General features: G+C 61.9%; 22 protein-coding genes. 11 read left to right on the forward strand and 11 right to left on the reverse strand.

Going from position 1 to position 21,215, the window contains the following annotated elements; translation table 11 throughout:
- Nucleotides 1-43: 43 nt before the first annotated feature.
- The 6 genes from ABWL43_RS07015 to ABWL43_RS07040 all read right to left on the reverse strand — a co-directional run bounded on the left by ABWL43_RS07015 (nucleotide 44) and on the right by ABWL43_RS07040 (nucleotide 7,219).
- The gene (locus tag ABWL43_RS07015; protein ID WP_145162815.1) at nucleotides 44-943 is read right to left on the reverse strand and encodes a DMT family transporter; all 900 of its coding nucleotides are present in this window, start codon (nucleotides 941-943) and stop codon (nucleotides 44-46) included.
- 264 nt (nucleotides 944-1,207) lie between these two features.
- Nucleotides 1,208-3,766: a TonB-dependent hemoglobin/transferrin/lactoferrin family receptor gene (locus ABWL43_RS07020; protein ID WP_404487286.1), complete on the reverse strand. Its 2,559-nt coding sequence runs from the start codon at nucleotides 3,764-3,766 to the stop codon at nucleotides 1,208-1,210.
- A gap of 128 nt (nucleotides 3,767-3,894) precedes the next feature.
- Nucleotides 3,895-4,863 (reverse strand): FecR domain-containing protein, encoded by a 969-nt coding sequence (locus ABWL43_RS07025; protein ID WP_262208726.1) that lies wholly within the window; start codon nucleotides 4,861-4,863, stop codon nucleotides 3,895-3,897.
- The gene (locus ABWL43_RS07030) at nucleotides 4,860-5,399 is read right to left on the reverse strand and encodes an RNA polymerase sigma factor (protein ID WP_262208724.1); all 540 of its coding nucleotides are present in this window, start codon (nucleotides 5,397-5,399) and stop codon (nucleotides 4,860-4,862) included. The genes ABWL43_RS07025 and ABWL43_RS07030 overlap by 4 nt, the downstream gene beginning before the upstream one ends.
- 137 nt (nucleotides 5,400-5,536) lie before the next feature.
- Nucleotides 5,537-6,409, reverse strand: a complete 873-nt coding sequence (locus ABWL43_RS07035) for a dihydrodipicolinate synthase family protein (RefSeq protein WP_404487289.1) — start codon at nucleotides 6,407-6,409, stop codon at nucleotides 5,537-5,539.
- Nucleotides 6,410-6,436: 27 nt separating this feature from the next.
- The gene (locus tag ABWL43_RS07040) at nucleotides 6,437-7,219 is read right to left on the reverse strand and encodes an aldolase (protein WP_145162823.1); all 783 of its coding nucleotides are present in this window, start codon (nucleotides 7,217-7,219) and stop codon (nucleotides 6,437-6,439) included.
- 160 nt (nucleotides 7,220-7,379) lie between these two features.
- Here ABWL43_RS07040 and ABWL43_RS07045 point away from each other — a divergent pair, with 160 nt between their 5' ends.
- Nucleotides 7,380-7,907, forward strand: coding sequence for a helix-turn-helix domain-containing protein (locus tag ABWL43_RS07045; RefSeq protein WP_145162825.1), 528 nt, complete (start codon nucleotides 7,380-7,382; stop codon nucleotides 7,905-7,907).
- An 80-nt stretch (nucleotides 7,908-7,987) separates the two neighbouring features.
- On the opposite strand, the gene ABWL43_RS07050 is transcribed toward ABWL43_RS07045, so the two are convergent.
- The gene (locus ABWL43_RS07050; protein WP_404487291.1) at nucleotides 7,988-9,004 is read right to left on the reverse strand and encodes a DUF4917 family protein; all 1,017 of its coding nucleotides are present in this window, start codon (nucleotides 9,002-9,004) and stop codon (nucleotides 7,988-7,990) included.
- A gap of 123 nt (nucleotides 9,005-9,127) precedes the next feature.
- On the opposite strand from ABWL43_RS07050, the gene yiaY reads away from it, so the two are divergent.
- The 6 genes from yiaY (at nucleotide 9,128) to ABWL43_RS07080 (ending at nucleotide 15,695) form a co-directional block, all read left to right on the forward strand.
- A complete protein-coding gene (gene yiaY / locus ABWL43_RS07055; protein ID WP_404487293.1) occupies nucleotides 9,128-10,276 on the forward strand; it encodes an L-threonine dehydrogenase in 1,149 nt (382 codons plus the stop codon).
- 92 nt (nucleotides 10,277-10,368) lie between these two features.
- Entirely contained in the window at nucleotides 10,369-11,043 is a 675-nt protein-coding gene (locus ABWL43_RS07060) for an NAD(P)H-binding protein (RefSeq protein ID WP_145162831.1), read from the forward strand.
- Entirely contained in the window at nucleotides 11,043-11,954 is a 912-nt protein-coding gene (locus ABWL43_RS07065) for a LysR family transcriptional regulator (protein WP_145162833.1), read from the forward strand. The genes ABWL43_RS07060 and ABWL43_RS07065 overlap by 1 nt, the downstream gene beginning before the upstream one ends.
- Nucleotides 11,955-12,172: 218 nt before the next feature.
- The gene (locus ABWL43_RS07070; RefSeq protein WP_369300728.1) at nucleotides 12,173-13,366 is read left to right on the forward strand and encodes a CaiB/BaiF CoA transferase family protein; all 1,194 of its coding nucleotides are present in this window, start codon (nucleotides 12,173-12,175) and stop codon (nucleotides 13,364-13,366) included.
- Nucleotides 13,363-14,304 carry a hydroxymethylglutaryl-CoA lyase gene (locus ABWL43_RS07075; RefSeq protein ID WP_404487295.1) on the forward strand — a complete coding sequence of 314 codons (942 nt, stop codon included), beginning with the start codon at nucleotides 13,363-13,365 and terminating at the stop codon, nucleotides 14,302-14,304. The genes ABWL43_RS07070 and ABWL43_RS07075 overlap by 4 nt, the downstream gene beginning before the upstream one ends.
- A gap of 59 nt (nucleotides 14,305-14,363) precedes the next feature.
- Nucleotides 14,364-15,695, forward strand: coding sequence for an MFS transporter (locus ABWL43_RS07080; protein ID WP_404487296.1), 1,332 nt, complete (start codon nucleotides 14,364-14,366; stop codon nucleotides 15,693-15,695).
- On the opposite strand, the gene ABWL43_RS07085 is transcribed toward ABWL43_RS07080, so the two are convergent.
- Nucleotides 15,696-16,184 (reverse strand): DMT family transporter, encoded by a 489-nt coding sequence (locus tag ABWL43_RS07085; protein ID WP_404487298.1) that lies wholly within the window; start codon nucleotides 16,182-16,184, stop codon nucleotides 15,696-15,698.
- A 77-nt stretch (nucleotides 16,185-16,261) separates the two neighbouring features.
- On the opposite strand from ABWL43_RS07085, the gene ABWL43_RS07090 reads away from it, so the two are divergent.
- The 4 genes from ABWL43_RS07090 to ABWL43_RS07105 all read left to right on the forward strand — a co-directional run bounded on the left by ABWL43_RS07090 (nucleotide 16,262) and on the right by ABWL43_RS07105 (nucleotide 18,947).
- A complete protein-coding gene (locus ABWL43_RS07090) occupies nucleotides 16,262-17,167 on the forward strand; it encodes a LysR family transcriptional regulator (protein WP_404487300.1) in 906 nt (301 codons plus the stop codon).
- Nucleotides 17,168-17,194: 27 nt separating this feature from the next.
- Nucleotides 17,195-17,605, forward strand: coding sequence for a fosfomycin resistance glutathione transferase (fos, locus tag ABWL43_RS07095; RefSeq protein ID WP_404487302.1), 411 nt, complete (start codon nucleotides 17,195-17,197; stop codon nucleotides 17,603-17,605).
- A gap of 53 nt (nucleotides 17,606-17,658) precedes the next feature.
- Nucleotides 17,659-18,300 (forward strand): LysE family translocator, encoded by a 642-nt coding sequence (locus ABWL43_RS07100; RefSeq protein WP_404487304.1) that lies wholly within the window; start codon nucleotides 17,659-17,661, stop codon nucleotides 18,298-18,300.
- Between the two features lie 119 nt (nucleotides 18,301-18,419).
- Nucleotides 18,420-18,947, forward strand: a complete 528-nt coding sequence (locus ABWL43_RS07105) for a DUF4142 domain-containing protein (protein ID WP_106577041.1) — start codon at nucleotides 18,420-18,422, stop codon at nucleotides 18,945-18,947.
- A gap of 57 nt (nucleotides 18,948-19,004) precedes the next feature.
- Here ABWL43_RS07105 and ABWL43_RS07110 read toward each other — a convergent pair whose 3' ends face one another.
- The 3 genes from ABWL43_RS07110 to ABWL43_RS07120 all read right to left on the reverse strand — a co-directional run bounded on the left by ABWL43_RS07110 (nucleotide 19,005) and on the right by ABWL43_RS07120 (nucleotide 21,191).
- Nucleotides 19,005-19,430 (reverse strand): low affinity iron permease family protein, encoded by a 426-nt coding sequence (locus tag ABWL43_RS07110; RefSeq protein ID WP_145162849.1) that lies wholly within the window; start codon nucleotides 19,428-19,430, stop codon nucleotides 19,005-19,007.
- A gap of 118 nt (nucleotides 19,431-19,548) precedes the next feature.
- Nucleotides 19,549-20,049 (reverse strand): methylated-DNA--[protein]-cysteine S-methyltransferase, encoded by a 501-nt coding sequence (locus ABWL43_RS07115; RefSeq protein ID WP_145162851.1) that lies wholly within the window; start codon nucleotides 20,047-20,049, stop codon nucleotides 19,549-19,551.
- A gap of 248 nt (nucleotides 20,050-20,297) precedes the next feature.
- Nucleotides 20,298-21,191: a LysR family transcriptional regulator gene (locus ABWL43_RS07120; protein WP_404487307.1), complete on the reverse strand. Its 894-nt coding sequence runs from the start codon at nucleotides 21,189-21,191 to the stop codon at nucleotides 20,298-20,300.
- Nucleotides 21,192-21,215 lie beyond the last annotated feature (24 nt).

Below are 21,215 nucleotides of genomic sequence, written 5' to 3' on the forward strand. Positions count from 1 at the left end.
TGCATCGCAGGCAAGCCAGCTCCCACACACGCGTGCCTTCACATCAGATTGCGTTCACCTTGGCGGCAGGCGCGGGCTGCACCGCCGTCTTGCGCCCCAGCATCACCGTCACGATCACCCCGCAGGCAAACAGCCAGGTGATCGGCTCGATATGCTCGCCAAAAAACAACGCTGAAAACGCGATGGTGAAGAAGATCTGCAGCAACTGGATCTGGCTGACCCGCGCAATACCGCCCATGGCCAACCCGGCGTACCAGGCGAAGAACCCCAGGAACTGCGAGAACAGCGACACGTAACCAAACGCCCACCAGGCACGCGTGGAAATCGCCCCTTGATGCTGCGCCGCCAGGTACCACACCGGGCCGATCAACACCGGCGTCGACAGCACCAGCGCCCAGCAGATCACCTGCCAGCCGCCCATTTCCTTGGCCAGGCGGCCACCTTCGGCATACCCCAGGCCGCCCACGGCAATCGCGCCGAGCATCAGCAAATCACCGGCCTGGACACTGCCGGCACCGGTGATCAACGCGTAACTCAACACCAATGCACTGCCCAGCGCCGCACAGGCCCAGAAGGCTTTTGACGGCCGCTCATGGGACAGCCACGCCGCATACAGCGCCACGCACAGCGGCTGCAGGCCGTTGACCAGCGCGCCATGGGAGGCTGGCAAGGTTTGCATGGCCCAGGCCGAGAGCACCGGGAAACCGAGGATCACGCCAGCTATCACCAGGCACAGCCCGCGCACCTGGCGCCAAGTGGGCCAGCGTTCGCGGCGCCACAGCAACAGCGCCGCCGCCGGAATCGCCGCGAACAAGGCGCGGCCCAGGCCGTTGAGCAACGGATGGACTTCCTGCACGACGATGCGGGTGAACGGCAAGGTGAGGCTGAAGATGATGACGCCCAGCAGGCCGAGGGCCATGCCGGTGTTTTCGCGCGAGCTCATGATGGGGACCCGAATCGAGAGGGCTTCAAGGGAAGCCCATCTAGCCACAACCCTCGCCGATTGCTGGCCTACAGCTGCGTGCGGATTTATCCGTACAGTTGCAAACGCTCGGGTTGGCAGTGCCGCCGCCTTCGCAGCCTCGACAGCGCCCACCGAAGATCGCGAGCAAATGGAGACCCATGTGGGAGCTGTCGAGCTTTAGCGAGGCTGCGAAGGGCTCGCCTCGGTCGTGCAGACTAACCCAGACACCCGCAGCGCCTAACCTTAGAAGAACCGCGTAATGCTGATCTTCGCATCGCGCCCTTTGGTGTAGGCACGGTCGCCACTCAGGGCCGGGCGGAAGTCGTTGTTGAGCAGGTTGTCCACGGTGAAATTCACCTCGGTGCCTTTCAGGTAAGCCTGCTGCGGTTTCCATTTGGCGAACAGTCCCTGGGTGTTGTAGGCCTTGTTACCGTACTGGTCATAGAACAAGTCGCCCACGCTGCTGCCCGGCCCGCCGGAGTATGTGTCGCTGGGCAAGCGGTCGGTGGCGCCGACGAACTGGCCTATCCAGCCCACCTGGGCATCCCAGGCGGGAATATTGGTGCCCAGCACCAGCACCCATTTGGTCGGTGGAATGTCACGTGCCGCCACATCCGGCCCCCATGGGTTGGTGTAGGCGCCTTGGTGATCACCTTTGGCGTAGGCGAACGACACCGAGCCGAACAGGTAGGTGGAGTTATAGAACGATTCGAGTTCAAAGCCTTTGATGGTCAGGCCGCCGATGTTGCGGTAATTGGGCATCGCCCCGGCCGGGCAGGCGCTGGAAATCGTGCCGCCGTTGACGGCCTGGTTCTGGCAGCCGACGCCGGTGGCCTTGAAGATTTCGTCTTCGACTTTGTTGTGGAACAGCGTGGTGCGCACTTGCAGGTTGTCGTCGTGGGCGATCAGGTTATCGAAGCTGACGACGCTGCCCACGGTGATCGACGTGATGCGCTCCGGGTCGAGGTCGACGCTGGTGGCAGTGCGGCTGCCCAGGCCTTGCACTTCATACTGCTCGTCGATGACCGGCGCGCGCCAGGTTTTGCTCCAGTTGGCGAACAACCCCAGGTTCGGCGTGACGTTCCAGAACAACGCCAGGCGTGGCGACCAGCCGGTGTAGGTGCGGTCGCTGTAATCGTGGCCGAACGACGGGTCCGGGTTGTTGTAGTACGGCGCATCGTTGCCTTCGCCGCGGTTGCGCACGTGGTCGTAGCGCAGGGACGGGGTGATGGTCACATCGCCCACGGTCACCGCATCCTGGACAAACAAGCTCTGCGTATCGACCTTGCCGTGGGGCATGAAACCCGGCTGGAAATGCCCGTAGTTGTAGCGCGCCGTGTTGTAGGTGGTGCCCGGCATCCACATCTCGGTTTCGCGGATGTGCTTGCGGATCTGCCCACCCACGGTGACGGCATGCTGCAAGGGCCCGGTGTCAAACAGGCTGACGTTGCGGATGTCGAGGTTTTTGTCGGTGTAGGACGTGTCCATCTTGCGCCCGCCGGTGGCCAGCTGGAAAAACGCCGTGGCGTCGCGCTCGTCGGTCTGGTCGGTGTTGGACTGGGAATATTTGACGGTCAGGTCCACCAGCGGGTTGTCCACCGGCTGGTATTCATACTTGCCCGACCAGGTGGTGTCGACGGTGTCACGTTGGGCTAAAAAACGCTTCAACGCCCCTTCGTAGCCGTAGCGATCGATGTTGGCCTGGGTCGGCGGCGTCGGGTAGCTGGCAGCAGAAAACGGTGTCCAGCGGTTGCTGTGGGAACGCGAATAGGAAAGCCCGACACTGTGTTCTTCGGTCAAGTGGGCGTTGACCTTGAACAACTTGCCGTCCACATCCTGGGCGCTGTTGGGCAGGCGCTGCGGGTTGACCGGGTATTCGTTGTTGTCGTTGGGCAGCTTGGCGGCGACTTTCATGTCGCCGCCGTCGCGCTGGGTCAGGTAGGCCAGCGCATCGAAACGGCCGTCGTCGGTGCGGCCATACACGGCACCGCTGTAAACCTGTTCGTGGTCGTTGCTGGAGTAGCCGTACTTGAGCATCGCGCCGCTGTTGCGACCGTCCTGGAGCAGGTCCGGGGCATCTTTGGTGGTCATGTTGACCGTGCCGCCAAAGCCGCCGTTGCCGGTGAACGGTGAGTTGGGGCCTTTCTCCACCTCGATGCTCTTGATCAGCTCGGGCTCGATAAACACCGTGCCTTGCTGGTAGCGCTCAAAGCCGCTTTTGGTGGCGCCGTCGACGGTCATCGGCACATCTTCGGCATCGCCAAAACCACGGATGTTGATGGTCTGGCCACCGGGTTTGAGCGAACCGCCCTGGCTCACGCCGGGCAAGGTCTGCAACAGGCTGGGGATGTTATTGGACTGGTAGCGGTCGATGTCGGCCTGGCTGAGGGTGGAGCGGTTGACGGTGCTTGAGTCGACTTCGTTACCGGTGCCGATCACGCTGAGTGCGTCCAGCTGAATGGCGCTGCTCTGGGTGGTTTTGCCCTCGTCGGGGCGCACCACGTAGGTGGTGCCAACCTTGATCAGGGTGAACTCGCCGTTTTTGAGCAGGCTGCGAATCGCCACTTCAGGGGTGAAGTCGCCATTGAGCGCCGGCGCCTGCACGTTCTTGAGCAGTGTTTCATCGAACAGCAGCTGGATTTTCGCCTGCTGCGCCACTTGGCTCAGGGACGTGGCCAGCGACTGGGCGGGCAGTTGCAGCTCGAAAGACTCGGCCTGGGCATTGAGGCTGAACGCCAGGCAGGTGGCAATCAGCGTCGGTCGAACAAACAGGTGCGAAGCGTGGCAAGGCGCGCGAAACATGAAATCCCCCGGGGTGGCTAAATAGCCAAAAAGGTGTGCGTATCAAACACAGTCGGGAGGAAGACGGGGCAGGCCAAAAAAACCACACATGCGAATGCAAAATATTCTCAAGTGTGGCTGTGCCGGTCTTACTTGATGGGTTCGATTCTCACCACACCATCGGCCGAGGCCACGGTTTTCACCGGCAGCAGGGCAGGCAGTGCGTTGAGCAGGGCGTCCGGGTCATTCACATCCAGATTGCCCGAGACCTTCAGGTGTGCCACTGATTTGCTGACCTGCAGCGGTGCCTGCGGCCGATAGAGGCTCAGCTCGTCGATCAGGCTGGCGAGGTCGCGATTGCGAAACGACAGGTGCCCGCTGCGCCAGTCCGCCACTTCTTCAGCACTCAGGGTTTGTTGTTGCACTGTGCCCTTGGCGTAGCTGTAGATAGCGCGTTGTTGAGCGCCGAGCACGCTCACCGGGCTTTTGCTGTCGGGCTCGAACGCCACCTGGCCATGGGCGACGCTCACCACCAGCTGCTGCTGGCTGCGCCGCACATCGAAACCGGTGCCGACCACCCGCACATTCGCCTCGCCGGCTTGCACGTACAGCGGCCGTTCCTTGTCGGCGGCGACGTCGATGTAGAGCTGGCCCTTGTCTAGGTGAAGGATGCGTTGGTGGGCGCTGAAATCCACGCGCAGGCGTGTGTTGGCATTCACGTACAGGGTGCTGCCATCGGGCAGGTTCAGGGTGCGCATGCCTTTGGCATGCGCGGCAACCTGGCTGTGATAAAGCTCGCGCGGTGCGCCGATAGGTGTGGCCAGCACGGCGCACACCAGCGCGGCCGCCACCGCCAGGGCAGGGCGCCAGAGCGACGGCTTGCGCTTGGGCAACGGCACCGGTTTGTTCAATTGCTGCAACTGGGCGAGGTCGGCCCACAGTTGCTCGAACTCAGCATAGGCACGCGCATGGGCGGGTTCGGCCTGCCAGGCAGCAAAGGCCCTGCGGTCGGCGCGCCCCATGTGACTGCGGTTGCGGGCAAACCAGCTGGCGGCTTGGGCATCGATGGAGTCGCTCGCTTCGATGTCCAGCGCGTCAAGGTCGCTCAGGCGGTTCATTCTGGCTGCTCCGTGCCGGGTTCGTGTTGAAGGCGTCGCTTGCAATGCAGCAGCGCCAAGGCGATGTGCTTTTCCACCATGCTGGTCGAAATGCCCATGCGCTCGGCGATCTGCGCCTGGCTCAGGCCTTCGAAGCGGTGCAGCATAAGGGCTTCTCGCCTGCGGGGCGAGAGCTCGGCGAGGACTTCTTTCAACTGTTCCAGGCGTTGCAAGCGTTGCGCGGCGGCCATGGGGTCGTTTTGCTCGTCGGTGACCGGCTCGGCGTCCCTTGAGGCCGGGTCTGAGTGGACGCTCTGCCGTACCTTCTGTTTACGCCAGTGATCGCGCAGCAAATTGCGCGCCATCTGGAACAGAAACGCCCGTGGCTGCTCGACCTTGGCGCGGTCGCGGTAGTCCAGCCATTGGGTGAAGACATCCTGGGTCATGTCCGCCGCGTCGCTGGCGTTGTCCGTGCGTTTGCGCAGGAAATACAGAATGTCTGCATAAAACCCGCGAAAGGCATCGGCCGACAACGGGTCGGGCTTGGGACGAGACATGGATATCCTTCTTGACGAAGCACGACGTAGAAAAGCCGCGAATGATATCGAGAACTATTGTCATTTGTCTCTAGGTAACCGATGCACTCAGTCAAAATGTGGGCGCTGGCAAGCCAGCTCCCACGGGGACCACTGTTCTAGCGCAACAGTGTCTTCAACTGCTCGATCCCGGCTTCACTCAGCGGGAACACCGGCAACCTAGGATCACCCGCCTCCAACCCGGTCAACCGCAACCCGGCCTTGATCGTCGCCGGCAAACCGCCTTTGAGGATGAATTCCAGCAGCGGCAACTGGCGATAGAACAATTCCCGCGCCAGTGTCAGGTCATTGGCCGACACCGCGTTATACAACTCCAGGTTGAGCTTCGGGATCAGGTTTGGCGCCGCCGTGCACCAACCCTTTGCGCCTGCCGCAAACGCTTCCAGGGCCAGCGGGTTGCAGCCGTTGTAAAACGGCACGTCACTGTGACGACGCAACTGGTGCATGCGCTGAATATCCCCGGTGCTTTCCTTGACCATGGTCACGTTCGCCACCTGCTCGACGATGCGCAGGATCAAGTCCACCGACATGTCCGTGCCGCTGGTGGCCGGGTTGTTGTAGAGCATGATCGGCACGCCGATGCTGTCGCCAATCGCGGCGTAGTGGGCAACGATTTCCGCTTCGCTGAGCTTCCAGTACGAGGCCGGCAGCACCATCACCACATCGGCGCCATTGGCTTCGGCGTAACGCGCGCGACGCACGGCTTTGGCGGTGGTCAGGTCTGACACGCTGACGACCGTCGGTACGCGTCTGGCGATCTTTGCCAGGCTGTAGGCGCTGACCTCATCCCACTCCGCATCGCTCAAATACGCGCCTTCGCCGGTGCTGCCCAACGGGGCGATGGCGTGCACGCCGCTGTCGATCAACCGGTCGATGGAGCGGCCGAGGGCGTCGAGGTCAATGCGCTGGCCGTCGGCGCTGAACGGGGTGATGGTGTAACCGATGATGCCGTGAAGAGTGGGGTTGGACATAAAGAGTCTCCGCTTGAAAAAGGGCAATCAGTTCAGGCAATCGGCGTGTTGTCGCAGGTTCTGCCGGGCGTAGTAGTTGAACGCGGCGCCGTGGCGCTTGGGCTTGGAGATCCAGTCATGCGCTTCGCGGCCAAGTTCCGGCAGGATCGGTTTAATCGTGCCTGCCGCCATCGCCAGCAGCTGCAACTTGGCCGCACGCTCGATCAACTGCGCGATCACGCAGGCTTCCTCGATACTCGCCCCGGTGGACAGCTGGCCGTGGTGCGAGAGCAAAATCGCACGCTTGTCGCCCAACGCAGCGGTGATGATCTCGCCTTCCTCATTACCCACCGGCACACCCGGCCAGGCCTCCAAAAATGCGCAGTCTTCGTACAGCGGGCAGAGGTCCATGTGCGACACCTGCAGGGGCACTTCGAGCATCGACAGTGCGGCGATATGCGTGGGGTGCGTATGGATGATGCAGTTCACATCCGGCCGCCCACGGTACACCCAGGTGTGAAAACGGTTGGCCGGGTTGGGAATGCCGTGGCCTTCCAAAACCTCCAGGTCCTCATTGACCAGCAGCAAATTGCTGGCGGTTATCTCATCAAAACCCAGGCCCAATTGCTGCGTGTAATAGGTGCCAGGCGTTGGCCCGCGGGCGGTGATCTGCCCGGCCAGACCAGAGTCGTGACCGTGCTCGAACAGGATGCGGCACGTGAGCGCCAGCTTTTGCCGGTCGGTCCACGTATTATCCGCCAGGGTGTTTTGCATCTGCATCAGTGCTTGCTTGACCAGTTGGTCTTTAGGGAGTGCTAATGTCTTGGCCATATCGGTGTCCCTTGGGTGGTTCAATGGACGTCGGGTTTGCTGCTCTCCCGCTGCTCGCAAGGTCGTTGGGTGAACGCAAATGACACTAAAGATGCTATATGACACTTTGTGTCATTGGCAAGCGCAGCCTTGGCTTTTCTGCATGGATTAAACGCAGCACATGTCTATCCGTTTGAAATTATTGAGAAAAAAACTTGGCGTGACCCTTGAAGCCCTGGCCGAAAAATCCGGGATGACCAAGAGTTACCTGTCCAAGGTTGAGCGCGGGCTCAACACGCCGTCGATCGCGGCCGCGTTGAAGCTGGCCAAGGCGCTGAACGTGAAGGTCGAAGAGCTGTTCAGCGAAGACAGCGTCAGCCTCGACAGCTACAGCCTGGTGCGCAGCCACGAGCGGCCCGACACCGCGCCAGGTTATGCGGTGCTGGCCCATCAGGTGAGTGAGCGCAGCTTGCTGCCGTTCATCATCTACCCGCCGGCGCAGTTCACTGACAAGACCTTCAAGGAGCATGTTGGGGAGGAGTTTTTGTTCGTGCATGAAGGCCAGGTCGAAGTGGATTTCATGAGCGAACGAGTAATCCTGAATCGGGGTGATGCGCTGCACTTTAATGCGCAAAAACCCCACCGAATTCGCTCGGTGGGCGAGGTGCAGGCGCAGTTGTTGGTGGTGGTGCACAGCTCAGAAGAATGACCGTGTTTCCAGGTTGGAATACAGTCAGTGTGGGAGCGGGCTTGCTCGCTCCCACATTTTGATCTTCTTTGTTCGGGGGATCAGCGCTCGACCGGCACCGAGAGCGCCGAATTACCCAACGGATGGGTGCGCGCCGCAAAAAACTTCAACTCCACACCGCTGCCCTCAAACAACTCTGAATACCGGCGCTTCTGCTGGCGGATAAACCCGTCGCTGCGCCCCGACACCGAAATTGCCAGGGTCGTGATCCTGGCCTGGCAAAGCGCATCCACCAAGTGCTTATCCTGCGGCCCCAGGTCGTGGCCGAAAATGCACAGCGCGCCCGTATGGGTCAGCAACTGCTCATAACAGAACGACAAGTAGTCCGAACTGCGGATGGTCTTGAGCTTCTCTTCCACCTTGCCTTCGCTGACAAACAGCGGCACGTCGTCCAGGGTCTTGATCGTGTTATTGATCGCGAAACTGCTGAGCAAGGTGCTGTCGGTGGACGGCAATTTACGCGCGGTGCCGTCGAGGTTGCGCACCAAGTGCAGGCCGCCGTGCAAGTAGAGGATGCGCGTGGCATCGGTGCGGGTGTTACGCAGGTCGAAGCTTGAGTCGGCGCTGCGAAACAGGTCATCGATGCCCGGCGTGTGCAGGATGGCCCAGTAGTTGAGCAGGTCGTAGTTGGTGGTGAAGACGGTGGCGTAGTGGGCCAGTTCCGCATTGATCGTCGCCAGCGTGGACGGCTGCACCAGGCGCCACGGAATATGCACGGCGTGGATGGTATTGATCAGCGCTTCCTTGATCGCGTAGTAGCGATTACGCGGCGCCGCCGAGCTGACCGCCAGCGCCTTGTTGACCCGGCTGGTGGTTTTCAGTGCGCCCAGCGCTTGCTCGAAGCTGCGGGTTTGCAGGGCGTCAAACACACTCAGCTCGGATTGGCTGAGGGGTTTTTCTTCGACGGTGCGGGCGTTTTCAAACAGCGAGTCGTAGGCAAAGTCTTCCCAAATCACCCGGCTCGCGCCGTTGCCGATCAGAATCCCACTGAAGTCGACAGCGCTGCGCAGCGCGCTCCAGTCTTCAAGGTGGGCGTCAATATCCTGGAAATCCTTCATTGCGGCGGGTCTACTCGAAATCGGCTGGGTGGTGACTTTATCACGAGCTGGCGTTGATCCTGATCAAGATGCCGCGGCCAAATCAGGTTGATTCTGTAGGCATAACGCCTCTGAGGATTTGCCATGAGCAGCACCTTCTTCATTCCCGCCGTCAACATCATGGGCACCGACTGCCTCGACGAAGCCATGGTTGCCATCCGCAATTACGGCTTTCGCAAAGCGCTGATCGTCACCGACACGGGCCTGGCCAAAGCGGGCGTGGCCAGCATGATCGCCGAGAAGCTGGCGATGCAGGACATCGAATCGGTGATCTACGATGGCGCCAAGCCCAACCCCAATGTGGAAAACGTCGAGAAAGGCCTGGCGCTGTTGCAGCACGGCCACTGCGATTTCGTGGTCTCCCTGGGCGGCGGTTCGCCCCATGACTGCGCCAAGGGCATCGCCTTGTGCGCCACCAATGGCGGGCACATCGGCGACTACGAAGGCGTTGATCAATCCAGCAAGCCGCAACTGCCGCTGGTGGCCATCAACACCACCGCCGGTACTGCCAGTGAGATGACGCGTTTTTGCATCATCACCGACGAAACCCGCCACGTGAAAATGGCCATCGTCGACCGCAACGTCACGCCGCTGCTGTCGGTCAACGACCCGACGCTGATGGTCGGTATGCCCAAGGGCCTGACCGCCGCCACCGGCATGGACGCGTTGACCCACGCCATCGAGGCCTACGTGTCGACCGCCGCCACACCGATCACCGACGCCTGCGCGATCAAGGCAATCGAACTGATCAGCGCCAACCTGCGCCTGGCGGTACGCGACGGCAGCGACAAGGTCGCGCGGGAAAACATGGCCTACGCGCAATTCCTCGCCGGGATGGCGTTCAACAATGCGTCCCTGGGGTTTGTGCACGCCATGGCCCACCAGCTTGGCGGCCTTTACGACCTGCCCCATGGCGTGTGCAACGCGGTGTTGCTGCCCCACGTACAAAGCTTCAACGCCAGCGTCTGCGCCAAGCGCTTGAGCGACGTGGCGCGCGCCTTGGGCGCCGACATCAAGGGCATCACGCCCGAAGAGGGCGCCCAGGCCGCCATCGCCGCCATCCGTGCGTTGGCCCAGGAGGTTGAAATCCCGGCCGGCTTGCGCGAGCTGGGGGCCAAGCTGCAAGACATTCCGCTGCTGGCCACCAATGCGTTGAAGGACGCCTGTGGGCTGACCAACCCGCGGCGCGCCGATCAGCGCCAGATCGAGGAGATTTTCCGCAGCGCGTTCTAAAGAGGGCGGTCGCACGCGGCAAGCGATAAGCTACAGGCTCAACTGCATTCAACTTGAGCACGAAGCTTGCGGCTTGCCGCTGAGGTCCCCCCATGAGAGTTCTGTTATTCGGCGCCACCGGCATGGTCGGCCAAGGCGTGCTGCGCGAGTGCCTGCTGGCCGCAGATGTGCAGGAAGTCGTCGCCGTTGGCCGCACGCCCTTGACCCAGGAACACGGCAAGCTGCATCAGGTGCTGCACAGCGACATGCTGGATTTCCAGCCACTGGAAAACTTGCTGCAGGGGTTTGATGCGTGCTTCTTCTGCCTCGGCGTTTCGTCGGCGGGCATGAATGAAACCAGGTACACCCACCTCACCTATGACCTGACCCTGGTCGCGGCCAGCACCCTGGCGCGGCTCAATCCGCAGATGACCTTTATCTATGTGTCCGGCGCCGGCACCGACAGCTCCGAAGCGGGCAAGTCGATGTGGGCGCGGGTCAAGGGCAAGACCGAAAACGCCTTGCTGCGCTTGCCGTTCAAGGCGGTTTACCTGTTTCGGCCGGGGGTGATCCAGCCGCTGCATGGCGTGCGCTCGAAAACGCCGTTGTACCAATCCTTTTATTCCGTGCTCGGGCCGCTGCTCACGTTTGTGCGTCGGCTCAAACCCGCCTGGGTAGTGAGCACCGAGACCGTCGGCCAGGCCATGTTGGCGGCCGTGCGCCATGGCGCGCCAAACGCGGTGGTGGAGCAGGCCGAGATCAATCGCCTGGCCGCCGAGCGCAGCTGATGTTGCACAAGAGCCTGGTGCGTCGCCTGGATCTGATCACCTTGCAGCTGTTCGTTGCGGTGTTTGAAGAGGGCACATTGACTCGCGCGGCAGCCCGTGAAGCCATCGCGGTGTCGGCCGCGAGCAAGCGGCTGATGGAGCTGGAACAGGTGCTGGGCGTCAGCCTGTTTGTGCGCCGGGCCAAGGGCATGGACCTGACGGCGGCGGGCGAAACCCTGTTGCACCATGCGCGGCAGATGCTGTTCAACGTCGAAAAAATGGGCCTGGAACTGGGCGAGCACAGCCATGGCGTGCGCGGATATGTGCGCATGCTGGCCAATCTGTCGGCGATCATTCAGTTTCTGCCGGAAGACTTGCGGGACTTTTGCGCGCTGCACCCCGAGGTGAAAACCGACCTGGAAGAACGCCCCAGCAATGGCGTGGTACAGGGCGTGCTGGACGGCGTGGCCGACCTTGGGATCTGTTCCAGTGACGCTGACACCAAAGGCCTGCCCAGCGTGACCTATCGCCACGACAAACTGGTGGTGCTGATGCCGGCGGCGCATCCGTTGGCCGCACGCGAAACCCTGGCGTTCGCCGAAACACTCGACAGTGATTACGTTGGCCTGCATGCCGCCAGCTCGATCAATATGCGCACCCACGCGGCCGCGCGCGAGGCTGGCAAGATGCTGCGCCTGCGCATCCACGTGCCAGGGTTTGATGCGATGTGCCGGATGGTTCAGGCGAACATGGGCATCGGCATCCTGCCGCAAAAAGCTTACGAGCTGTTCGGCCGCGCGTTGGGGTTGCACGCGGTGCCGCTCACGGATGCCTGGTCGGATCGCAGTTTGATTGTGGTGATACGGGACCAGGCGCAGCTGTCGCCGGTGAGTCGCCTGCTGTTTGAATACCTGCGCGGGACGCAAGCGTGATTCAGACACGCACGGCCTCACCGCGAGCGAGCCCGGCTCCCACAGGGAAACCCGCTCATCTGTGGGAGCCGGGCTTGCCCGCGAGAGCGATCTGATGGGCGCCAACAGGGCGTAACCGTTCGCAATCCACGAACGCTGCTTGCCAACTGACGGTTGGATTTTTCCCACGGCTGTCCTCTAGCCTTGGCCACACATTCCAAGAATAAGAGGCACACCCCATGACGGCTCCATTGAGCGGTATCAAGGTGATTGAGATCGGCACCCTGATTGCCGCGCCGTTCGCCGCGCGGCTGATGGCCGAGTTTGGCGCCGAGGTGATCAAGATCGAAGCCCTGGGCCAGGGCGATCCGCTTCGTAAATGGCGAAAGCTGCACGAAGGCACTTCGCTGTGGTGGTACCTGCAATCGCGCAACAAAAAGTCCTTGGCATTGGACCTCAAGTCCCCGGAAGGCCTGGGTTTGATCAAGCAATTGCTCGGCGACGCCGACGTGCTGATCGAAAACCTGCGCCCCGGCGGCCTGGAAAAACTCGGCCTGGGCTGGGACGTGTTGCACGCCCTCAACCCCAAGCTGACCCTGGTGCGCATCTCTGGCTATGGCCAGACCGGCCCCTACCGCGACCGCCCGGGCTTCGGTGCCATCGGCGAGGCCATGGGCGGCATCCGCTACACCACCGGCAATCCGGACTCGCCACCGGCGCGGGTGGGCGTGAGCCTGGGCGATTCCCTCGCGTCACTGCACGGTGTGATCGGCGCGCTAATGTCGCTGCTGCGGGTCAAGACCGGGCAGGGCGACGGGCAGATTGTCGATGTGTCGCTGGCCGAAAGCGTGTTCAACCTGATGGAAAGCCTGGTGCCTGAATACGACATGCTCGGCCACGTGCGCGAGCGCAGCGGCGGCGCCTTGCCCGGCATCGCGCCGTCCAATACCTACCTGACCGCCGACGGTGCCTATGTGGTGATCGCCGGTAACAGTGACCCGATCTACAAGCGTTTGATGACCACCATCGGCCGCGCCGACCTGGCCGACGCGCCGGAGTTTGCCCACAACGATGGCCGCGCGGCGAAAAGTGCTTTGCTAGACGCGGCGATCACCCACTGGACCAGCAGCTTGCCCATCGACCAGGTGCTCAGCGCCCTGGAGGCTGCCGAGGTGCCGGCCGGGCGCATCTATTCGGTGGCCGATATCGTCAGCGACCCGCATTACCAGGCGCGCGACATGCTGCTCAATGCCGAACTGCCTGGCGGCGTGTCGGTAAAAATGCCCGGCATCGTGCCCAAGCTGTCCGAAACTCCCGGCGCGGTGAACTGGCAAGGCCCGACCCTGGGCCAGCACACCGACGACATCCTCGGCAGCCTCGGCCTGACCGATACCGATATCCAACGCCTGAAAACCTCGGGAGTGGTGCAATGATCACCGATTATTCTGACCCGCTGATCGTGCAGGAAGTGTCCCCGCGCGATGGCCTGCAGATCGAGCCGACCTGGGTCGAGACCGCCGACAAAATCGCGTTGATCGACCAGCTGTCGCTGGCCGGGTTTTCGCGGATCGAAGCCGGTTCATTTGTCTCGCCCAAGGCCATTCCCGCGTTGCGTGATGGCGAGCAGGTGTTCCAGGGCATCGCGCGCAAGCCTGGGGTAATTTATGTGGCGTTGATCCCCAACCTCAAGGGCGCCCAGCGCGCCATCGAGTCCCGGGCCGATGAGTTGAACCTGGTGATGTCCGCCAGCCAGACCCACAACCTGGCCAATATGCGCATGCGTTGCGAGGCCTCGTTGGCGGCCTTTGAAGACATCGTCAGCTTTGCCGCCGACTACCCGGTGCGCCTCAACGGCAGCATCGCCACCACCTTCGGTTGCCCGTTCGAAGGCACGATTGATGAAGACCGCGTGCTGCGAATCGTCGATGCCTATCGCGCGTTGGGCATCCAGGGCATCACCCTGGCCGACACCACCGGCATGGCCAACCCGCGCCAAGTTGAGCGCTTGGTCAAACGTGTATTGCAGCATGTGCCAGCCAGCGATCTGACCCTGCATTTTCACAACACCCGCGGCCTGGGCTTGTGCAATGTGCTGGCGGCTTACGAGGCCGGCGCCCGGCGTTTTGATGCGGCCCTAGGCGGCCTCGGCGGTTGCCCGTTTGCGCCGGGGGCGTCGGGCAATATCTGCACCGAAGACCTGGTCAACCTGTGCGAGGAGGTTGGGATTACTACCGGGATCGACCTGCCGCACCTGTTGCACATGTCCCGCCGACTGCCGGCGCTGCTTGGCCATGAGCTGCCCGGCCAGGTGGCCAAGGCCGGGCGCAACGGCGACCTGCATCCGCCGCCGGCCTACATCGCCACGCTGTAACACCGCACCAGACAACAAAAACAATCGGGCGCCGTTGAGCAGCCCGCTGGAGAGAAAGCATGAGCACTAATACGTTAGAGGCCGGCGCGCGCCCGGCCGCTGAGATCGATGCCGAAAAAGCCCTGGTCAGCAAGGTCGCCTGGCGCCTGATGCCGCTGATCATGGTGTGCTACCTGTTCGCGTTTTTTGACCGCATCAACATCAGCTTCGCCAAGTTCCAACTGCAAACCGACCTGAGCCTGAGCGACACCGCTTACGGCCTGGGTGCCGGGCTGTTTGTGGTCGGCTATGTGATCTTCGAAGTGCCGAGCAACATGATGCTGTACAAGGTCGGCGCGCGGCGCTGGATCGCGCGGATCATGATGTCGTGGGGCCTGGCCACGGCGGCCATGGTGTTTGTCACCGCCGAGTGGCAGTTCTACGGCCTGCGTTTCATCATCGGCGCCATGGAGGCTGGCTTCGCGCCGGGCGTGCTGTATTACCTGACCTTGTGGTTCCCGCAGCACTTTCGTGGGCGCATCACCTCGCTGCTGTTCCTGGCTTCGGCCTTTGCGGGGTTGGTCGGCGCGCCGTTCTCGGGGCTGGTGTTGGAACATCTGGACGGCGTGTTGCAGATCCGCGGCTGGCACTGGTTGTTTCTGCTCGGCGGCTTGCCCTGCATCGGCCTGGGGTTTCTGGTGCTGACGTTGCTCAAAGACCGTATTGAAGACGCGCAGTGGCTGACGCCTGCAGAGAAGACCTTGCTGTCGAGCAAAATCGCCAGGCATGAGCCGAATCAGCACGGGGGTTCGCTGCTGTCGGCGATCCGCATTCCAGGCTTTTTGATGCTCGGCTTTATCTACTTCCTGATCCAGGTCGCGTCCTACGGGCTCAACTTCTGGGCACCGCAGTTGATCCGCAGCGCCGGCACCCAGAGCCCGGTGATGATCGGCCTGCTCACCGCGATTCCCTATGTGTGCGGCGCGATCAGCATGGTGGTGATCGGGCGGCTGTCGGACGCCACCGGCGAGCGGCGCAAGTTTGTCTGTGGTCTGGTGGTGTTGGGGGCGATTGGTTTTTTCAGCGCCGGGATTTTTGCCGACCACACCACGTTCCTGATCATCGCCCTGGGCATGCTGGGCGCGGGCATCATCGCCTCGATCCCGACCTTCTGGACCTTGCCGCCCAAACTGCTGGCGGGCGCGGGAGCCGGTGCGGCCGGCGGCATCGCGGTGATCAACACCCTCGGTCAGTTCGGCGGCATCGTCAGCCCGGTGATGGTGGGGCGGATCAAGGACCTCACCGGCAGCACCACCCCGGCGCTGTATGTGATCGGCATGTGCGCCCTGTTGGCCGCGGCATTGTTGTTGTGGGGCTTGCCACACAAGCTGCGTACGCTCGACAAGGCCTGATCAGCCTGTCGCTGCCAACGCTCGGGCAGGCGTGCTGCTGAACTGAATCAACACCACGCCGCCAATCAACAACAGCGCCCCCAACACGCGGGGCGTTGTCAGTTGGCGCTCCACCAGGCCGAACAGCCCGAAGTGATCGAGCAACAGTGAGGCGAGAATCTGTCCGGCCATGGCCAAGGCAATGAACCCCGACGCGCCGAGCTTGGGCAACAGCATCAGCGCCAGGGAAATAAAGCACACGCCAAATGCCCCACCGGCCCACATCCACAACGGCGCTTGAGTGATGAACGCCAGGCTCGGCAGCGGTAAACGCAGCGCCAGAATGACCGGCAGCAGCACGATAATACTCACCAACAGTGACGCCAGCGTGGCCCACAACGGGTGACCGAGCCCGCGCCCGAGGTTGGCGTTGATTGCGCTTTGAAACGGCACCACCACCCCGGCGATCACCGCCAGCGCCAGCAAACCCAGCCAATGCAACGTCGTCATTTCGAATCTCCCAGAGGTTTTGCTGGACTCTAGGCTATTCGTCGCGCAAATTTAAATTCCAAATTCTTATGCTGAGCATGCAGCCGATGAATGATCTGCGTCGCGTCGACCTCAACTTGCTGGTGATTCTGGAAGCCTTGCTCAGCGAGCAACACGTCACCCGCGCCGCCGAGCGTCTGCACCTGAGCCAGCCGGCAGTCAGCCATGCATTGGCGCGTTTGCGGGATCTGTTGGGCGACCCCTTGCTGGTGCGCCAGGGCGGAACATTGGTGCCGACGGCGCGAGCCCTGGAGTTGGCGACGCCTTTGGCTGAAGCCCTGGCCCAGGTGCAAGCACTGTTGGCGCCGAACCGGTTTGACCCGGCGTCGGCCAAGCGCAGGTTTCGCGTGGCGATGTCGGACTACAGCGCGGCGATTTTCCTGCCGGCGCTGGTCCGCGTTCTGCGCCGTGAAGCCCCTGGCATCGACCTGCAAATCGTCCAGGCCAGCCGTGAAGGCATGGTAGACGCCGTGCTCAACGGCGACATCGACCTGGCCGCCGGGGTATTCCCCGATATGCCCGCCGAACTGCGCACCACGCCTTTGTTTGAGGAGCATTACAGCTGCCTGGTCGACCGCAACAGCCTGCCGCCCAGTGGCGTGCTTGACCTGCCCACCTATTTGTCGCGCCCGCACGTGCTGTTGGAAATGCGCGGCAGCGGCACGCCGGAAATCGAGCGGGCGTTGACGGCCATTCGTGAACGACGCCACGTGGCAATCAGCCTGCCGCATTGGGGCGTGGCGCCGCAGCTGATCCAGGGCACCGACCTGATTCTGACGGTGTCATCCAGGGGCTTGCTCACTATCGATCAACAGCATCTGCTGGCCGTGCCGCCACCGTTTCATATCCCCTCGTTTGCCGTTGAACTGGCGTGGCATGCACGGCGGGGCGGCGATTCGGGGTTGCAGTGGCTGATTGGGCAGGTGCAAGGTGTGCTGTCCTAAGGCTATCGATCACAGGAAAAAACACTCATGCTCTCAGGCTTCAACCACCTGACCCTTGCTGTTACCGACCTGAACCGCAGCGTCAGCTTCTACCATGAGCTGCTGCAGTTTAAGCTCGACGCCACCTGGGACCAGGGCGCGTACCTCTCACTGCCCGGTTTGTGGCTGTGCCTGTCGCTCGATTCTTCACGTTCAACCACACCTGCGGCGGATTACACCCATTACGCGTTCACCGCCGTCGCCCATGAGTTCGCCGCGCTGGTGGCGCGCTTGCGAGACGCCAAGGTGCAAGAGTGGCGCGACAACCGCAGTGAAGGTGCCTCGTTCTACTTTCTCGACCCCGATGGGCACAAGCTCGAGGCGCATGTCGGCGACTTGGCTTCGCGCCTTCACGCCTGCCGCGCCAAGCCTTATGCAGGCATGCAGTTTTACCCGTAGCGCCAGAACGTGCAGAATCGCTGCACCTTCAATCGCCTGTCAGAGTCGCGTCCATGACCCCATCCTTGCTGCTCGCCGTTCTTGCTTCGGGTTTTATCTATGGGATTACGCCTGGGCCGGGCGTCCTCGCGGTATTTGGTATCGGCGCGTCTCGTGGCCGTCGCGCCGGGGCGGGTTTTCTGTGCGGGCACTTGCTGGGTGATGTGGTGTGGTGCAGTACGGCGCTGGTCGCCATTGTGGGCGCGCGGGAAGTCGGCAGCAGTGCTTTTGATGTGCTGGGCGTGCTCAGCGGTGTGTACTTGTTCTGGCTTGGCTGGCGAGCGATTCGCACCCAGCGCCGCAGCAGCGATGCGCCTCAGGGCGCGGCGCGCCATCCGTTCTGGCACCGCATTCTGTTCGGCTTGACCAACCCCAAGGCCTACCCGGTGGCGGTTGCAACCTTTACGGCGCTGCTGTCCAGCCGTGCCGAGTTGCTGACATGGGCAATGCTGCCGTCGTTGATCTTGCTGAGTTTCATCGGCGGCCTGCTGGCTTACGCGATTCTGATCGGCGTGGTGGGCGCCCAGCGCGTGCGCACGGTGTACCAGCGGCATGAAATCCTGATCACCAGGCTGTGTGGCGTGATGTTTATCGGCTTCGCCATTAACGCCCTGGCGCACGCGTTGCCGGGCCTGTTCGGCAGCAAACCGGCCTGAGGCGACGACGACCGTTCGTCGCGCTGGCGAGTTTTTTCTAAACCTTTGCCGCCCTGAAAATTCGAATTCAGGGCGGGGCGTATTTCCCCGCGCCTATTTTTGCCCTGGAGGAACCTATCATGAGCCGCATGGCTATCCGGTTACGCACCGCCAGTTTCGCGATGCTGCTGGGCCTCGGCGCCAGCAATGCTTTCGCCCAGTCGCCTGCTGAATTCATCGAGCAGGCTTCGGCCAAAGGGATGGCCGATATCGAAACCAGTCGCATGGCCCACGCCAGGACGTCGTCCCAGGAAATCAAGGACTACACCATCGAGGTCATCAACGAACGCACCCTGGCCAACCAGCATTTGGCGGCCATCGCCAAGAAGCTCGACTTGCCTGTGGCCCCGCGCGAGAAGATCGTCGACAAGGCCGAAACCCTGATGCCTGAACTCAAGGACGGCGACTCCTTCGACGCCGCCTACACCGCGCAGCAGGTCAAGGAAAACGAAGACGCCATCGCCCTGTTCAAGAAAGAAGGCGCGGCGTCGGATGTGCCAGAGATAAAAGCGCTGGTGGACGAGACGCTGCCCAAGCTCGAAGAGCGTCTGCAAAAAGCCCGTGCCCTGGCCTCGACTTACGGTAAAGGTCATCAAGGCGACGGTTGATTGCGTCACCTGAAATGAAAAACGGCGGTTGGATGATTTCCAACCGCCGTTTTTTTTTCAGGCTTGATTCAAGTCGGTTTTGTTGGGGTGCGCATCGTCGACCCTTTCACCACAACTGGAGCTCAAGCTGACCGTGCCGGTGTCACCGATGCTGCGGTATTGCTTGCGCAGTTGTTCCAGTTCTTTGCGGTCCAGGCCATCCAGGCTCAACACGGCGTTCTGGGCGTCCTTGGAGACGCGCAGCAGTTCGTCGATCTTGATATGCAGGATGTCGTTGTCGCGGTTTTGTGTGTTCTGGATCAGGAAGACCATCAGGAAGGTGATGATGGTGGTCGAGGTGTTGATGATCAGCTGCCAGGTGTCGTTGTAGTGGAAATAGGGTCCGCTCAGGCTCCACAGGAAAATCAACGCGACGGCCGCATAGAACGTCCGGGCGCTGCCTGCCCAGCGGGACAGGGATTGAGAGACTGCGGAGAATTTCATGACCGTTTTTCCTTCCTTAAGGGGTGGGTGATGAAATTATGGACCGCAGCGGTTCTTTGAAATTTCTTTTTACAAAAGCGCCGGTGAACAAAGTTGTACGTTTTTGTCGCGGTTCGCCTCACAAGCCCAGTTCTGCCTGGCGTCCACCTTCCAGCGCGAGCAAATATTGTTTGGCGCCAAGCCCTCCGGCGAACCCGGTCAGCCCACCGGAGGCGCCTATTACCCGATGGCAGGGCGCAACGATCGAGATGGGGTTACGCCCGTTGGCGGCGCCCACCGCGCGCACGGCCTTGGGGTTGCCGATTTGCTCGGCGATCTGGCTGTAGCTGCGGGTTTCGCCAAACGGGATGGTCAGCAGCGCCTGCCAGACCTGCTGTTGAAAAGGCGTGCCGTTGAAGTCCAGTTCCAGCTCGAACTGGCTGCGTGCGCCGGCGAAATACTCGCGCAACTGGCGCGCGGTTTCCATAAGCACCGGGCTGTCGTTGGCCTCGCGCAACTCGCCCAGGCGTACGCGGTTGGCGCGTTCTTGTTCCCAGAGGATCGCGTTGAGCTTGCCGTCGCGGGCCACCAGGGTGAGCTGGCCGACGGGGGAGGGCATGAGCGTGTATTCGTAGGGCATGAGCGGGCTCCTCGAAGGGCGGGTGTTAAAAGCCAGGACGCTACTGTAATGCCATCCGCCTGGTTGGAAACTGCGTTTCTTGCGATCAAATTCCTCTAGGGGCTGGCCGTTCCATTGGCGCCAGTCGGGCCAATTGAAATCCCCGTAACCGAGAGACGAACACGCCGTCTGACGACGGTCGATGGTCGGTGTTGAATGAGCGTCTCGGCGTGTTGTTGAAACGAGGTCTTACGGTTTTTTCCAAGGCATTACCGGCCGTGTAACACCTGCGCAAGGATGGCGAGAAATGCATCAGCCAATACATTTTTCCTTTGCGCGGGCGTCAATACCAACAATTGCGCGCACGCATCCGCCTCCACCAGCGGCCGATACGTCACGCCCTTGTTCATCAGGCTTTGGGTACAGGCGGGCACCAACACCACGCCTTGCGCGGCGGCCACCAAGGCAATGATCGAGGTGATCTGCCGCCCGGTTGGCCCCGCGCGCAAAGGCTGGGCGTGGCGGCGGTAAAGGTGCTCGATGGATTGGTTCAGACCCGACCCGTAGTCGGCCGGGAACAGAATCAGCGGATACGCACTGAGTTGCGTCAAGCTGACCTGCGCCAGCTTGGCCAGCGGACTGTCGCTGGACACCGCGGCCACCAGCCGCTCTTCGCCCAACGACAACGCGTGAACGTCTGCTGTCTGCGGTAACAGCCGACTCAATCCGATATCCAGCCGGCCGTCTGCCACCTGCGCGCCGAGGCTGCCAGAGGCGCACTCCACCAAGGTCAACTGCACATCGGGTAAGCGCTGGGCGAAGGCCTGGATCGCTTGGCTGAACAGGTCCGACAACGCGATCGAGCTGACATACCCGAGTGCCAATTGGCCTGCAGTGCCCGCTGCCAGTTTGCCGGCGATGACCTGTGCCAATTCAACCTGCTCCAACACGCCGCGCGCGTAGGGCAAGAACGAACGACCCTGGGCGGTGAGAGAAACCGTGCGGCTGGTGCGATCAAACAGCTTGAACCCCAGCTCTGTCTCCAGCGCTGATATCTGCCGGGTCAGCGGCGGTTGGGCCAGGTGCAGGCGCAGTGCTGCGCGGCCGAAGTGCAATTCTTCGGCGACCGTCAGAAAGTAACGCAGCTTGCGTAGGTCGAGCATCCTGATCCTTGGGTATTGATCGGT

Source organism: Pseudomonas sp. HT11, from assembly GCF_044875395.1.
GTDB lineage: Bacteria > Pseudomonadota > Gammaproteobacteria > Pseudomonadales > Pseudomonadaceae > Aquipseudomonas.

Bases quoted from the DNA above. Each gene is read 5' to 3' on its own strand.
- ABWL43_RS07015 (WP_145162815.1), bottom strand. From the start codon at position 943: ATGAGCTCGCGCGAAAACACCGGCATGGCCCTCGGCCTGCTGGGCGTC.
- ABWL43_RS07020 (WP_404487286.1), bottom strand. From the start codon at position 3,766: ATGTTTCGCGCGCCTTGCCACGCTTCGCACCTGTTTGTTCGACCGACG.
- ABWL43_RS07025 (WP_262208726.1), bottom strand. From the start codon at position 4,863: ATGAACCGCCTGAGCGACCTTGACGCGCTGGACATCGAAGCGAGCGAC.
- ABWL43_RS07030 (WP_262208724.1), bottom strand. From the start codon at position 5,399: ATGTCTCGTCCCAAGCCCGACCCGTTGTCGGCCGATGCCTTTCGCGGG.
- ABWL43_RS07035 (WP_404487289.1), bottom strand. From the start codon at position 6,409: ATGTCCAACCCCACTCTTCACGGCATCATCGGTTACACCATCACCCCG.
- ABWL43_RS07040 (WP_145162823.1), bottom strand. From the start codon at position 7,219: ATGGCCAAGACATTAGCACTCCCTAAAGACCAACTGGTCAAGCAAGCA.
- ABWL43_RS07045 (WP_145162825.1), top strand. From the start codon at position 7,380: ATGTCTATCCGTTTGAAATTATTGAGAAAAAAACTTGGCGTGACCCTT.
- ABWL43_RS07050 (WP_404487291.1), bottom strand. From the start codon at position 9,004: ATGAAGGATTTCCAGGATATTGACGCCCACCTTGAAGACTGGAGCGCG.
- yiaY (WP_404487293.1), top strand. From the start codon at position 9,128: ATGAGCAGCACCTTCTTCATTCCCGCCGTCAACATCATGGGCACCGAC.
- ABWL43_RS07060 (WP_145162831.1), top strand. From the start codon at position 10,369: ATGAGAGTTCTGTTATTCGGCGCCACCGGCATGGTCGGCCAAGGCGTG.
- ABWL43_RS07065 (WP_145162833.1), top strand. From the start codon at position 11,043: ATGTTGCACAAGAGCCTGGTGCGTCGCCTGGATCTGATCACCTTGCAG.
- ABWL43_RS07070 (WP_369300728.1), top strand. From the start codon at position 12,173: ATGACGGCTCCATTGAGCGGTATCAAGGTGATTGAGATCGGCACCCTG.
- ABWL43_RS07075 (WP_404487295.1), top strand. From the start codon at position 13,363: ATGATCACCGATTATTCTGACCCGCTGATCGTGCAGGAAGTGTCCCCG.
- ABWL43_RS07080 (WP_404487296.1), top strand. From the start codon at position 14,364: ATGAGCACTAATACGTTAGAGGCCGGCGCGCGCCCGGCCGCTGAGATC.
- ABWL43_RS07085 (WP_404487298.1), bottom strand. From the start codon at position 16,184: ATGACGACGTTGCATTGGCTGGGTTTGCTGGCGCTGGCGGTGATCGCC.
- ABWL43_RS07090 (WP_404487300.1), top strand. From the start codon at position 16,262: ATGCAGCCGATGAATGATCTGCGTCGCGTCGACCTCAACTTGCTGGTG.
- fos (WP_404487302.1), top strand. From the start codon at position 17,195: ATGCTCTCAGGCTTCAACCACCTGACCCTTGCTGTTACCGACCTGAAC.
- ABWL43_RS07100 (WP_404487304.1), top strand. From the start codon at position 17,659: ATGACCCCATCCTTGCTGCTCGCCGTTCTTGCTTCGGGTTTTATCTAT.
- ABWL43_RS07105 (WP_106577041.1), top strand. From the start codon at position 18,420: ATGAGCCGCATGGCTATCCGGTTACGCACCGCCAGTTTCGCGATGCTG.
- ABWL43_RS07110 (WP_145162849.1), bottom strand. From the start codon at position 19,430: ATGAAATTCTCCGCAGTCTCTCAATCCCTGTCCCGCTGGGCAGGCAGC.
- ABWL43_RS07115 (WP_145162851.1), bottom strand. From the start codon at position 20,049: ATGCCCTACGAATACACGCTCATGCCCTCCCCCGTCGGCCAGCTCACC.
- ABWL43_RS07120 (WP_404487307.1), bottom strand. From the start codon at position 21,191: ATGCTCGACCTACGCAAGCTGCGTTACTTTCTGACGGTCGCCGAAGAA.